Raw genomic sequence first — 13,283 nt, forward strand, 5'->3', positions numbered from 1 at the left:
ATGGTTGTGTTGGTGGTGTTTACGATGGAGATCAATTGATACCTGCCGAAACGTGTGAGTGGTGCGACGGCACAGGCGAGTATAAGGAGGTCACTAAATGAAATACGTACTCCACCGACTAGGAATCGTATTTTCACCGCCGCTCACACAAAAAGGAGTCGGACCGTTTCCTATCAATTTCGCAAGAAAACGTTTTGAACAACGTATTAGATTAATCGAAGAATTCTTACGTAAGCAAAGGGAGGACGTACAATGAGCGACAAGCTAAATGAGTTATTCGAATTACAATCCGAACTAGATAACCGAATCATCTCCGAAAGAAACATCAATAAATCAATCGATGAGTGGGTTGTAGGTATCACGTTAGCAATGGAAAGTGAGATTGATGAAATTAGACGTGAAGTAAATTGGAAGTGGTGGAAGAACGAGAAGGAAATCGATAAGGAAGCGCTACAAGGCGAAGTAATCGACATGTGGCATTTCTTAATCAGTCTTTCGCTTAAATGTGGGTTATCATCGGAAGATGTTTATCGAATTTACCTAGAGAAGAATCGAGAGAATCACGCAAGGCAGGACGGCACATCGTCGAAGGAAGGTTATGCGGTTGGACAGCTCGAATTTGATTTCGAAAACGGAGGCGTCAAATAATGAAGCCCGTCAAAGCACAATGTGAAACATGCAATCACGTATTTATCGCACGTTTCCATAAACTTCGCCTACCTAACCGAGTAGACAAACACTTCTTTATCTGTCCGAATTGCAAGGAAGAGTACGTAAGTTACTATTCGAATAGAAAAATGCGTCAATTACAACGTGAGATATCCGAAATGTATGGTAAATTTCGTAAATGCAGAACGGAAGAAGAAGCCGAATTATTAAACATGAAATTACAGAAGAAACAAGCGGAGTATAGACGGGTTAGGGACGAATTGAAAACGGAAGTGGAGGGCGAATAAATGACGGTACTTGCGTGGATAGTTATCGCAATTTCATTAATGTTTATTGTAATGATAACAACGAATGAAAAATACAAATTAGCAGTACGAATTACAACGATAGTAATTTTCTCACCGTCGTTACTGTAAGGAGGACGTTAATATGGCGGAAATAGTTAAAATCGAAAGTAAAGACGGAAATATCTACGAGGTTGACGGAAAGAGATATCGTGAGTTGACGAAAGAGCCAGCGATTGGGGATACGGTGTTAGTCGTTGATGCTTGGGAAGATGGAGAGGGCTACGAAGAGGGTGAAGTTCATACACTTACTAAGATTCTTAGTCGTAATCACGAAGACGTAAATGCAGTAAGGTTCGTCGATAAGGAAGGCAGGAACAATTATCTTAAATTATCCGAATTCGTAATCGTTGAACCAATCGAAAGTGAAACTCCAGCCCATTTACCTTACTTGTCTGACATACTTGACGATATTAAAACGAAACTAACACGCCTAGAAGAACGAACGGAAGAAAACCATCGTAATATCCTAACGTTCTCACAAACGGCAGAATCCGCACGTAGTGATGCTTCGAAAGCAATTGGCGGTGTTAACGCACTAGACGAACAGCTAGATTTAGTACGTGAAGATATCGTATTCCTTGACGAAAAGATAGACGAGTTAAAGGAAACAACGCAGACGCAAGGTACACCGCAAAACATTACGATTATTATTAACGTTTTAGACATCGGATCGGCTAAAGCAATCGTTGAATCCTTTACGAAAGGGCGTGAGTAATTTGTTATGTAACGCTAAGAAAATCGCTATTACGGGCAAGGCGCGTTCTGGGAAAACGGAGTTATCTCATTACGCTTGGATGCTGTACGGATTCAAGGAATTCGACTTCTCCACCGTGTTAAAGGATGAGTTCCATCGACTGTTTCCGCATATCCCACGAGACCCGAAACCACGCGCTTATTATCAAAAGTTCGGTCAGTGGTTACGTGAGATTGATCCGGATATTTGGGTAAAGATGACGATGGATAATGTACACAAATATTGTTTCGAGGATTCGTTAAACAAAGTGAATCACAAGCCAAAAGTGTTAGTAAACGGAGTGAGACAGCCTAATGAGTATCAGTGGTTACGAGAAGAAGGTTTTATAATTATCCGAGTAAACGCATCGGATGACTTACGTATTGGTAGGGCGCACAGCGCGGGCGATGTATTTACCGAAGCTGACCTGGCACATGAAACGGAAAGTCATATCGATACTTTCGAAGTAGATTACGAGATTAATAACGTTGGTACTATCGGGGAGATGTATGGTCAGTTCGATGCGATTATGCGAGATATCGGAGTGCAGTCGGTTAGTAATAAGGAGATTATGGCAGATGCTTTTAGCGATTTGAGAGTTATTTTATAAACAGAAAGGTGGCGTTTCAATATAGGTAAGTTAGAGCTCGCTGGATTAAAGTTCGGCAGATTGACTGCTATCGAATGCGTAGGAAAATCAGATAGAGGAGCGTTTCTTTGGAAATTTAAATGTGATTGTGGAAATGAAGTCGTTAAAGAAGGTAGGACGGTAAAAAGAGGAGATATAAAGTCATGTGGTTGTTTAGTGGTTGAACATGCAAAGTACTTAAACTATTCGAATGGTTTTGGAAGAACAAAACTATACGGAGTGTATAAAGGAATACTTGATCGCTGTAATAATCCTGAAAATAAATCTTTTAAAGATTATGGTGGAAGAGGTATTAAGGTAATTGAAGAATGGGAAGCTGATTATTTAGTTTTTATGGAATGGGCTTTAGCGAATGGGTACAAAGATGGATTATCTATAGATAGAATTGACGTGAATAAGGGGTACTCACCGGAAAATTGTAGATGGGCTACTCGGGATGTACAAGCTAACAATAAACGAAATACTATATTGATAAATTACAAAGGGAAAACGCAATCATTAAAAAGATGGTGCAAAGAGTTAAATCTAAATTACTACACAATACACTCAAGAATAACTCGAAATAACTATTCGTATATAGACGCTTTAGAGAAGCCAATTAAATACAGAAAAGAGGAAACAAAATGACAAACGTAATCGTATACACAAAGAACGCGTGTCCAACGTGCAAACAAGTTTTATGGAGCTTAAACGCCGCTAACGTACCTTATAAAACTCGTAACATCGACGAAGACCCATCGCATGCTGCCTGGATGGCGGACAAGGGGTATATGAGCGCACCTGTAACCGTGTTTCCTAGCGGAAAGGAAGTAGTTGGGTTTGATATGGGAGAGTTTGCTGTGGAATTAGGACTTTAGGAGGCGGTGTAATGAAACGTTATTACTTACCGGAAATGGACGTTTTTAATCAATATGAACCAAAAGTACGTAATAAATTAATAAAAGGGTATCACAGAAAACTAGCGTCAAAGCATCGTTATTTTGTACGTTATCAAGTATCGAAGGAACGTCCTTTTTATACTGACGCTGATTTATCAGAAATCATTTCCGTTTTAGATGATATCGAAATAATTAACTGTAGATGGGATGCTAAAGAATGGAATATAACTCCTTGGAATTATTTCGTAAATAGCGGAAAGGTGTACGAAGGTTACAAGGATATGAATGCTATCCCATTTGCGCAAGGTTATAGCGGCGACGATGTAGGCAAACGAACTGACGACGGTTTTTATTACAAATACTTCAACGGCAATAACTGCGCGTACTGGCGCGACCGAAATTCCGAAACGCCTACATGGCATTTAAGGTACGGTAACCAATACGTGAATTTACGTAATGATAATTTCTACGTTGGTATTTTCGGAAGTACAAAGGAAACAAAACATGTGCCAGCCGAATTGGTTTTACCGTTATTAAAGCAAATGAACGCTAAGAAGTGGCGTGGATTTTACGACGACGAAATCGACTTTATTTTGGAGCAAACGGGAATTGAACGGAGGTTGTTATAACGTGAAAGTAACAAATTTAGAAGAGTGTCAACCTCGTTTCGTATCATTTTGTAAAGCGCACAACTTATCTGAAGGTGACGAATGGCAAACGTGGGATTACATGGTGTGGGTTGCGAACAAGGCGAATGAGTTTCGTAGATTACACGGTTTAAAGAATTGGGATTCGTTAGGTAAGTTAGAGAATGGGCAGGATCGGTTTAAAAAGTATTTATTTGAGGAGGCGGTTCAATGACTTTTAAATACGTATCATTATTTTCCGGTGTAGGTGGATTCGAACAAGCGTTAAACAAACTCGGAGGGAAATGCGTTATGTCCTCCGAGATTGATAAATTTGCAAATCAAGCCTACGAGGTGCTTTACGGTCATAAAACAGTAGGTGACGTGACGAAAGTCGCTGCGGAAGATGTCCCAAATCATGACCTTTTAGTAGGTGGGTTTCCTTGCCAGGCATTCTCGGTAGCGGGCAAACGATTAGGGTTCGATGACACACGAGGAACGCTATTCTTCGAAGTTGCACGTATTGCTAAAGAAAAGCAACCGAAACTACTACTGTTGGAAAATGTAAAAGGACTTATTTCGCATGATAAAGGTAAAACACTAGATACGATTATTAAAACGTTAAATGACATTGGATATACGGTAGATTTCAATGTACTGAATTCGAAGTATTTCGGAGTACCGCAGAATCGTGAACGGATTTTTATCATTGGTGTTTTGAACGGGGAAACAGAGTCGTGGAAAATCGAAGGTAATAATGTAGTTGCAAAAGGTAAGCGACGTATCTCATCTTACGAGGGTGTAAAAACATTCAACTTTGACTGGCCTACGCAAGATGTAGTAACGACTAGATTACGAGATATTTTAGAAGACGAAGTGGACGAGCGTTATTATCTTAGCGAAGAGAAGACGGCTAAGCTGGTGGCGCAACTACATGATAATTACCCGATAAATCAAGACGGTAAGATTAGCGGTCTTTGTACCGAGGAAAATATATCGCCAACGTTGGATGCTAGTTACGCTAAAGGTATAGGGCCCAGCGATATTCCACTAAACAGGCACAGACGAACACATATTGTTGAGCCTCAAATGGTTGGTCGCATCGATATAAAAGGTCATGACGCAATCAAGCGCGTTTATAGCACGGAGGGTGTTTCACCAACACTAACGACAATGGGCGGAGGACATCGAGAACCGAAGATAGCGGAGCCTCAAGTAATCGCTAGAGGAGAAGACTTATCACTTTGTCTCACCTCAAGGTATACGGCAGGACCACGAATTGATAAGAAAATGCATACTCATATTTTAGAAGAAGTCCGACCTGTATTAGCGCCCGATCGTATCGAAAAACGACAAAACGGGCGTAGATTCAAAGAGAACGACGAACCTTCGTTTACATTAACCGCACAAGACAGACACGGAGTGGCAATCCATGAGGCAACGAAGCAAGGATATGTAATCGCAGAGGTTGGGGATTCAATAAACGTTCAGTTTCCAAATAGTAAAACCCGACGCGACCGCGTCGGCAAAGGAGTTGCTCAAACGCTAGAGACATCATGTAATCAAGCGACACTTACATCTTCATATAGGATTCGTAAACTAACTCCAAAGGAATGTTTCCGACTACAAGGCTTTCCAGATTCCGAGTTTGATAAGTTAGTTGGCGCTGGCATATCGAACTCACAACTATATAAAATGTCGGGCAACGCCGTAACTGTAAACGTAATTGAAGCGATTGGCACTCGCTTATTAAAATACTTAGCACATAACGAGATAGGCAGTCGTTATGTAACGGAAAAAGGAGCGTGAGTAAATGGGCGTAAGTAAATACGACAACGAAGCGGCTCACCGTCGCATTGAGCAAAACTACGCACTGGACAACCCGAAATCACTCGATTTATTACTACGACATTTACCCTATATGCAAGAGCGTAGATTTAACGGCGATTACGCTGCATCGGATATACTAATCGATTTAGAGACGGCAATCTCAACCGCGGACTTGACGGATAGGCAGCGTCAAGTCTTGCGCTTAGTGTACTTTGAAGACTTAAAACAGCGGGACGTGGCGGTCTCGCTTGGTATAACGGCACCTACGGTTAATTTGTATAAGCGGTTGTTAGCGAAGAAGATAGCGGCAGTGTTTGAGAGATGGGCCTGGGAAGACGAGGGTTATAAATTGACGGTAGTTAAAGTGAAAAGTGACGAAGTGGAGGCGGCTTAATATGACATTAGAATTAAATCGTATTTATAATATGGATTGTATCGAAGGTTTGGGTAAGTTAGTAGATGAATCAGTTGACCTGACTGTTACGTCGCCTCCATATGATGATTTACGTTCATATAATGGGTATTCATTTGATTTTGAAAGTGTGTCTAAGGAATTATACAGAGTTACGAAAGATGGCGGAGTAGTTGTTTGGGTAGTCGGAGACAAAACAAGTAAAGGTTCAGAAACGGGAACGAGCTTTAAACAAGCGCTCTATTTTAAAGAGATTGGATTTAATTTATATGACACTATGATTTACTTAAAACAAAATCCAATACCACAAAACCATCGCAGATATGAACAAGCGTTTGAGTACATGTTTGTTTTTTCAAAAGGAAGACCCAAGACGTTTAATGCTTTAACAACGATATGTAAAACATCTGGAAAACTCTACAACTACGATTCAAGAAGTACTGCTACTAGTTTAGAAACAAAAGCGTCTGTGCGAAAAAGAACTGAAGTTTGTCAAACAAAGCCCACTAAACTTAAGACCAATGTATGGACATATGCTATAGGAAACAATAAAAGTACATGTGATAAAATTGCATTTGGCCATCCAGCTATTTTTCCGGAGAAATTAGCCAAAGATCATATACTAAGTTGGTCGAACGTTGGAGAAACGATACTAGACCCGTTTATGGGAAGTGGAACAACCGCTAAAATGTCGTTACTAAATAAACGTAACTTTATAGGATTTGAGGTTTCAGAAGAATATGTAAAAATCGCCAATGAACGTTTGCAACAAATTACGGAAAGTGAAGGTACTGTAGTATGATGAATTACATTTTCGATATCAACGGAGATTACAAAACGCAGTTTGAAACATACGTAAATACGCTAATTATTGCTCACCGAGATTCGCATTCTGAGGCGATTAGTAATAGAGAGGTACGTGCGGAAGAAATTAAATCGCTCACAGACGCTTATGTGGGAACGATAGGAGAACGACCTGAGGCGAAACAACTCGAACGATTAGCAGATTTGATGCTATACGAGGAGTTGCACGATACACATCCAGATAAGGTGGCTCGTGAAGAATATCCGATTATGAGCGATCATCAGTTGTCGAGGAGACACAGCGGAGAAGTATCGATGAAAGTTGCGGAGGAATACGGAGTAGATAGACGTAACTATAAGCCTCCAGTAAGGAGGAAACGAACGAGGAAAGAGACGTGGCAAATTGATAGGGACGCGAAATCCAGGAACGAGGAGAGACGGAGAGTGTATCGAGAGTTTACGAGAGTACAGGCGGTTAGTGCTTATTATAGCGAGAATATAGTAACGTGAGTTAATGGTAAAAAGATAGAGTGCGACTAACTGACTAGTATAATAAATAAGGATGTATTTAATATGTATAAAGATTTTTAAGGAGAGGCCTAATAGTCTCTCTTTTTTTGTTTTCTGTTAATATGGTAAAATTGGTATATTATACATCAAGTAAAGGGAGGTGTTTAAAATGTGGCAATATATAATGGACAATAAAGAATGGATCTTTAGTGGGGTAGGTCTGCCTGTGATTGGTATTGTAATAGCTATTTTTAAAGGTAATAAAAAAGACAGACAAGAGTCAACATATACGTTTAAACAAAAGTCCGGAAAAAACTCTACAAATTATCAAGGGCATACTTTACATATTAATTCAGATAATAAAAATGAGAAGGAGAATAAAGAGAATGTTTAAACGTTTAAGATTTAAGCAAAAGGGAGAAGAGGGTTCTACTAATATACAAGCGCTTAATTATAACGCAGGGATTAGTTATGAAGACGCAAGAAACATAGCTTTAGATGTATTTAAAAATAACTTTTACGAACTATCAGCAACTGCTGCTGAGGTTGCGAGTGCAAGGGCTGAAGAGATAACTGAAATCTACTTGCAAGAGCTTCGGGAAAAGAAACCTGAAGCGGTTTCAAATGTTAATGATCCCGATATTCAGTTTGCGTTATTTAACGCTCAAATGCAATATGCACGAAATGATGATAAAGAATTAGGAGAAGTTTTGGTTGATTTACTAGTAGAACGCACAGAAGTAAAAGAACGAGATTTTAAGCAGATTGTTTTGAATGAATCAATTGAAGTATTATCCAAATTGAATAAAGAGCAGATTGATATACTTACTTTAGTGTTTTGTCTACGATCTATACGTATGCCTCACATAACGTCTTTGCTAGAACTAAAGAAATATCTTGAGGATACTATAGACCCACTCTTTACAAAGAACGCTTTGAAGGGCAGCCATCTTCTTCACTTAGAATACTGCGGATGTTTAAATGTGGAAAGGTTAGGAAGTAGTAACTTACATAAACTTTTTAGTGATACGTATGATGGGTTATTTTGTAAGGGATTTACACTAGATGAGTTCAAAAATCAATTCGATCATATATCTGAGGATGCTAAAAAAAGATTATTAAGGAGTAGTCTGCATGACAAAACAAACACACTCCTTCAATTTAATGCAATGAGCGCAGCGAATCTTGAATGGCTGGGGGAAGAATTAGGACTTACTCCTGTGGATATCATTAATCTAAAAAACTCCTTTGAGAATAATAAGATGTCAGAAAATCAAGTAGAAGAAGTATTAAAAAACCTATACCCTAATTACACGATGTTGGTTGAATTATGGGAGAAAACTGACTTGAAGTCATCGAATCTTACAACAGTAGGTATAGCGATTGCATATACCAATTTAAAAAGGTTTATCGATTTACCAGTTGATTTAAATGAGTGGTTTAAACAATAAATATAGTACAAGAAGTTAGTTTACTACTAATTTTTCTGCCACTAGTCATCTATACGTAATAGGGAAACGAATGAGAATTCCACCCTTCGCATTTATAACTAAAGGAGTCGATTAAATGGCGGATATTAAATCACGCGAATTAAACGCACGAAACAGTTTACAAATTAACGTAGAGTTAGACGCTTCGGAAGCAATCAAAGGTTTAAAAGCAATTCAAAGAGAAGCGAAAGCCGCAACGAAAGCACTTCGAGAATTGGAAGAAGCACAGAAAGCGGTGAGTAACTAATGTCTACTTTAAGAATTATCGATGTAACTACCGGCGAAGACCGTACACAAGAATATAGTTTAGTTAACCGTAAGCAAGCCGAAGGATATAGGCGTGCCATTGAAAAAGAACAATATCGTTTATTAACACGCGGTAAGAATTGGGTAGCAAGTTACCACGATCCTATTCGAGAAGTCATAACGGGATTAACTTTAAAAGAGGCAGGAGCAATTATAAAGCTCTTGCCTTTTTTGCGTTTTAAAAGCGACGGTAAATTAATTAAGGATGGTAAGCCATTAAAACAGCAGGACATTCAACGTATCTTTAAGCGTGGTAAAGCCGCTACTACTAAGATATTAAATCGCTTAGAGGAGCTAAGTGTTATCCACGTTATTAAAGAAGGACGTAGCAACGTTTACTATATAAGCGCTAACTTTCATACGATGGGTGACGTTAAGGATGGCGAGTCATTTACGAAACTCTACCAGGTGAAAACGCAAGAAATTGTAGCTGATCTCGATTTAAATGAAGTCGGTTTACTTTATAAGATTCTACCGTTCTTTCATTTTCAAACGTATTACTTATGTAGTAATCCGAATGAGCAGGACGCAAAGGAAATCAAGCATTTGAATCGTGAAGAATTAGCGGAAGTTACTGGGCACGATTTAGCAACGATAAGTGTTACCGTTAATAAGTTACGTAGTAAGGGTGTTATCATGACGACTAATAGTAGAAATAGTGTTAGGTATTTAGTTCATCCCGATGTTATGTATCGTAAGGATACTGAGGATGAATATACGGAAGTTGTACGTAGAATGTTTGCGGAACACATAGCTCAAATCTAAACAACGTGTGACGAAAACGATACCTATTGGAAATTATCGTAAAAACTATGTTGTCAAAACGATACCTATTACCCATATCTATGTTGTCAAAACGATACCTATTGAAACTGCCATGAGCCTTAGAGTCACAACGGTTATAGACGGTTTTGAGCAAATTTCTTCTCTTTATCTTGTTGTGTAATTAATACGTAAGAAATAGATAAAAGATAAAACCTTGCGGCTACCATTTCGGCTATCGCCTCCATTTCGCCGCTACTATATTAATTATATTGTCGATAATAAATACTTTATCGGTGAGGTAATAAAAGGATAGTGGCAGACGGCTTTGGAGCGAAGCGGAAAAGGCGGATGCAAGGTCTTATTTATTTTATCTTTTAACTAACGTTATCATAGGCGTAATATAATACGTTCATTTAACGATAATATACGGTCTAAACTGAGCCTATTAAATGGATTACTATCGGTGTGTTATTACGTATATCGGAAGCTAATATGAAACGGTACATTTACGTCATATATAATAGGAAGAAACTCGACTGGTATTACGTCAACAGGACGCTATGTATTTCCGAATTACCGGGCGACGCATTCACGACGAAGACGCCTCGAAAACTTCGACCCTAATGTTGTATAACGTATACATTATTTCTTTATTCACTCGATGAATAAACCGCATGATATCAACGTTTGTAATCTATGCATAAACGGTATAAATCATATGCAATAGCGGTAAGTAGTACAAACGTTGATATGACAAGGTTTATGCGTGTTTGTAACCAAGGTGATTACTTCGTATAACATGAATTATGTAAACTAATGATGAATAAAATCCTGCATAAAACCTACGGATTAAAAAGCCCCGGGGGCGTTCGAAATGAACAACGGCGCGCAGGGCCCGAATGATTTCCTACAAATTTTAAAACCTCGGGTCTATTTTACCGATAACTTACTCGGAATCTATAAACGTAATCTATTACGAATACAAATACAATACAATTAATTTGCGTAGTCGAAACGCTAGAGTTTTGTCTACGTTTTTCGTGTTTAAAACGGAAAGGAGGACGTTACATGAGCGATAAAAAACGACGCTTAGAAACGCAACTTACCCGTGAACAAATCACGGCAGCAACTTTACTCTCGATTAATAAATTCTTACCAAAAGCAAGTACGATTGATGATCCGGAAGAATTAGCGAAAGCAAAAGAAAACGGACAAGTACGCTTAACACTCGAAGAAATCGCTGAAAAATCGAATATCAGCACGCGCCAACTTTATACATGGCGACACCGTGACAGCAACTTTATCGAATACGTCAATTTGCTTTCTTCAGACGCTTTTATGTCGCATCTACCTGACGTTATGCAAAAGCATCTCGATATGATGTTAAAAGGACAAGGTTCGATGAAAGGCATCGAGTTATTCTATAAATTTGGCGGTTTATTAGTCGATAAACAAGAAGTTAAGACGGAATCAGCAGACAGCGGCTTAACGATGGAAGAACGTCTCGCTCGATTAAAAGAACGTACGGGCGGCGGGCAGTAATGGCGTGGCTTGACGGTAAATGGCTAGCTAGACAAGAACGCCAACAAGCGATAAACGATCGTTTATTATTACGAAAAGAATACGAAAAACTCGCTTCAAAAGGCGACTTGCTAGAACACGACGTCACACAATGGGAAGCATTAGAGGACGAATTGGAAAAGTTACAACGCGTGCATGCTTGCGAGCACGACGTACTTCGTTTTACTTATGAATACTTTTCCGATGAACTAAACCCTGACAACGAATCGAATTTGATTCCAGCAGGGCAGACGTTAGAAACCGCAGCAGACTTTCACCGGACGCTATGTTCGTTACTCGACGATATTACTGAAGGAAAAACGAAAAGTAATGTAGGTTGGTCAGTAGGGCGGCGCCATGCAAAGACCGCTTACCTTTCGAATTCTTATTTGTGTCATCAAGTGGTTTATCGATTACAAAAATACATCGTAGAGGTCTCTGAAACTACAGATGTAGCGGGCGACTTCATTAAATGGACGGTAAACCAACTTAAATTTAATGAAAAACTACGTGATGATTTCGGCCCTTTACTACATCCGAAGCCGTCTATGAACGAAGTCGATAACAAATATGAATTTATTACGTCTACTGGTACGAAAGTTGAAGCGAAAGGTATCGGGACTCAGATGCGTGGCTTGCGTCATTTATCTGAGCGCCCAGGCCTATTTATCCTCGATGACTTAGAAAGTGGAGAAAACACGAATACTCCGGAGTTGCGAGCGAAAAACTTGCATTGGTTCCGTTCAGAAATGATTGAAGCGCTGGGTTTCGGAGGTATTTGCGTTTACATGGGTACTATCGTTCATTACGACTCGTTATTGAACCACGTTCTTACTAAACGTAAAGATTTTATATCACGTAAATTCCCGGCTGTTTTATCGTGGTCAGAGCGAGAAGATTTATGGGAAGAATGGAGAAAGCTCTACAATGCAGATGAAAAAGACGCAGTAGATCAAGCTGACGCCTTTTACGAAGCAAATAAAGACGAAATGTTACGCGGGACGCAGGTATTATGGCCGCAAGCATACGATTATAAGTATTTCATGGAAAAACGTGAATCGATGGGTGCTCGAGCATTCAACCAGGAATACCTCGGCAACCCTGTCGACGAGGAGTCGCAAGTATTTAAACCTGAATATTTCACGTACTGGACTGATAAGGATATTGAAAACAAGCAATTAGAATATTTTTGCGGGATAGACTTCGCCATGGGTAAAGAAAAAGGCGATTATTCTGTTATTTTGACCGTTGGGCGTTCATCTAACGGTATTTTTTATGTCGTTGATACGTTCATTGAACGTGTGCATCCCGATATCTTATTGCAAAAAGCGGTAGAGAAATCGCTTCAGTATCAATATTCGGGCATTGCAGTAGAAGCACAACAAGCGCAAGAATGGTTTGCGGACAAGCTATCTCAAGCGTTACAACAATCTGGCTACCCGTCGGCTACTCGTATGAAACAAATCAAACAAAGGACACGAAAGGCCCTCCGTATTGAGTCATTATTACCGGACATTCAAGCGGGCCGTATTCGATTTAGAAGAGACCAGCGTTTACTACTCGAAATGCTAGAAATGTACCCGAATCATAATCATGACGACGGGCCAGATGCTCTACACATGGCAGTTTCGACAGGAAGTAATAGTCACACAGTTGTAAGAACAATTAGAAAAAGGATGAGATAGAAAGGAGGGAAACTTATGA

20 protein-coding genes are annotated in these 13,283 nt (G+C 39.4%); all 20 read left to right on the forward strand.

The features are described from left to right. The first annotated feature begins 97 nt into the window (after window positions 1–97). The 20 genes from MR056_RS19215 (at window position 98) to terL (ending at window position 13,264) form a co-directional block, all read left to right on the forward strand. On the forward strand, window positions 98–256 hold the full coding sequence (locus MR056_RS19215; protein ID WP_164468643.1) for a hypothetical protein: 159 nt from the start codon (window positions 98–100) through the stop codon (window positions 254–256). Further along, window positions 253–648 (forward strand): dUTPase, encoded by a 396-nt coding sequence (locus MR056_RS19220; RefSeq protein WP_048723680.1) that lies wholly within the window; start codon window positions 253–255, stop codon window positions 646–648. The genes MR056_RS19215 and MR056_RS19220 overlap by 4 nt, the downstream gene beginning before the upstream one ends. Further along, entirely contained in the window at window positions 648–956 is a 309-nt protein-coding gene (locus MR056_RS19225; RefSeq protein WP_087095125.1) for a transglycosylase, read from the forward strand. The genes MR056_RS19220 and MR056_RS19225 overlap by 1 nt, the downstream gene beginning before the upstream one ends. Further along, window positions 957–1,085 (forward strand): hypothetical protein, encoded by a 129-nt coding sequence (locus MR056_RS22315; protein WP_255816321.1) that lies wholly within the window; start codon window positions 957–959, stop codon window positions 1,083–1,085. It abuts the gene before it with no gap. 13 nt (window positions 1,086–1,098) lie between these two features. Next, complete coding sequence (locus MR056_RS19230) at window positions 1,099–1,731, forward strand: hypothetical protein (RefSeq protein ID WP_048723678.1); 633 nt, start codon at window positions 1,099–1,101, stop codon at window positions 1,729–1,731. 1 nt (window position 1,732) lies between these two features. Further along, window positions 1,733–2,359, forward strand: coding sequence for a nucleoside/nucleotide kinase family protein (locus tag MR056_RS19235; RefSeq protein WP_048723677.1), 627 nt, complete (start codon window positions 1,733–1,735; stop codon window positions 2,357–2,359). 60 nt (window positions 2,360–2,419) lie between these two features. Then, window positions 2,420–3,025 carry a hypothetical protein gene (locus MR056_RS19240; RefSeq protein ID WP_087095122.1) on the forward strand — a complete coding sequence of 202 codons (606 nt, stop codon included), beginning with the start codon at window positions 2,420–2,422 and terminating at the stop codon, window positions 3,023–3,025. Next, window positions 3,022–3,255, forward strand: a complete 234-nt coding sequence (locus MR056_RS19245; protein WP_048723674.1) for a glutaredoxin family protein — start codon at window positions 3,022–3,024, stop codon at window positions 3,253–3,255. Before MR056_RS19240 ends, MR056_RS19245 begins: the two co-directional genes overlap by 4 nt. 11 nt (window positions 3,256–3,266) lie before the next feature. Beyond that, on the forward strand, window positions 3,267–3,905 hold the full coding sequence (locus MR056_RS19250; RefSeq protein ID WP_048723671.1) for a hypothetical protein: 639 nt from the start codon (window positions 3,267–3,269) through the stop codon (window positions 3,903–3,905). A gap of 1 nt (window position 3,906) precedes the next feature. Further along, a complete protein-coding gene (locus MR056_RS19255) occupies window positions 3,907–4,137 on the forward strand; it encodes a hypothetical protein (RefSeq protein ID WP_048723667.1) in 231 nt (76 codons plus the stop codon). Then, window positions 4,134–5,711 (forward strand): DNA (cytosine-5-)-methyltransferase, encoded by a 1,578-nt coding sequence (dcm, locus tag MR056_RS19260; RefSeq protein ID WP_242136640.1) that lies wholly within the window; start codon window positions 4,134–4,136, stop codon window positions 5,709–5,711. The genes MR056_RS19255 and dcm overlap by 4 nt, the downstream gene beginning before the upstream one ends. Window positions 5,712–5,715: 4 nt before the next feature. Further along, window positions 5,716–6,126: a sigma factor-like helix-turn-helix DNA-binding protein gene (locus tag MR056_RS19265; RefSeq protein WP_210351300.1), complete on the forward strand. Its 411-nt coding sequence runs from the start codon at window positions 5,716–5,718 to the stop codon at window positions 6,124–6,126. Between the two features lies 1 nt (window position 6,127). Continuing rightward, the gene (locus tag MR056_RS19270; RefSeq protein ID WP_210351301.1) at window positions 6,128–6,946 is read left to right on the forward strand and encodes a DNA-methyltransferase; all 819 of its coding nucleotides are present in this window, start codon (window positions 6,128–6,130) and stop codon (window positions 6,944–6,946) included. After that, window positions 6,946–7,458, forward strand: a complete 513-nt coding sequence (locus MR056_RS19275) for a hypothetical protein (RefSeq protein ID WP_210351404.1) — start codon at window positions 6,946–6,948, stop codon at window positions 7,456–7,458. Before MR056_RS19270 ends, MR056_RS19275 begins: the two co-directional genes overlap by 1 nt. A gap of 169 nt (window positions 7,459–7,627) precedes the next feature. Then, window positions 7,628–7,852, forward strand: a complete 225-nt coding sequence (locus MR056_RS19280; RefSeq protein ID WP_210351302.1) for a hypothetical protein — start codon at window positions 7,628–7,630, stop codon at window positions 7,850–7,852. Further along, window positions 7,845–8,909, forward strand: coding sequence for an LPO_1073/Vpar_1526 family protein (locus tag MR056_RS19285; RefSeq protein WP_210351303.1), 1,065 nt, complete (start codon window positions 7,845–7,847; stop codon window positions 8,907–8,909). The genes MR056_RS19280 and MR056_RS19285 overlap by 8 nt, the downstream gene beginning before the upstream one ends. A 115-nt stretch (window positions 8,910–9,024) precedes the next feature. Next, window positions 9,025–9,195: a hypothetical protein gene (locus MR056_RS19290; protein ID WP_210351304.1), complete on the forward strand. Its 171-nt coding sequence runs from the start codon at window positions 9,025–9,027 to the stop codon at window positions 9,193–9,195. Continuing rightward, on the forward strand, window positions 9,195–10,019 hold the full coding sequence (locus tag MR056_RS19295; RefSeq protein ID WP_210351305.1) for a replication/maintenance protein RepL: 825 nt from the start codon (window positions 9,195–9,197) through the stop codon (window positions 10,017–10,019). Before MR056_RS19290 ends, MR056_RS19295 begins: the two co-directional genes overlap by 1 nt. Before the next feature lie 1,068 nt (window positions 10,020–11,087). Further along, window positions 11,088–11,561, forward strand: a complete 474-nt coding sequence (locus MR056_RS19300; RefSeq protein ID WP_048723656.1) for a phBC6A51 family helix-turn-helix protein — start codon at window positions 11,088–11,090, stop codon at window positions 11,559–11,561. Continuing rightward, a complete protein-coding gene (gene terL, locus MR056_RS19305) occupies window positions 11,561–13,264 on the forward strand; it encodes a phage terminase large subunit (protein ID WP_210351306.1) in 1,704 nt (567 codons plus the stop codon). The genes MR056_RS19300 and terL overlap by 1 nt, the downstream gene beginning before the upstream one ends. The last annotated feature ends 19 nt before the right edge of the window (window positions 13,265–13,283 follow it).

This window comes from Bacillus cereus group sp. BfR-BA-01360 (assembly GCF_022663595.1).
Lineage (GTDB): Bacteria > Bacillota > Bacilli > Bacillales > Bacillaceae_G > Bacillus_A > Bacillus_A cytotoxicus.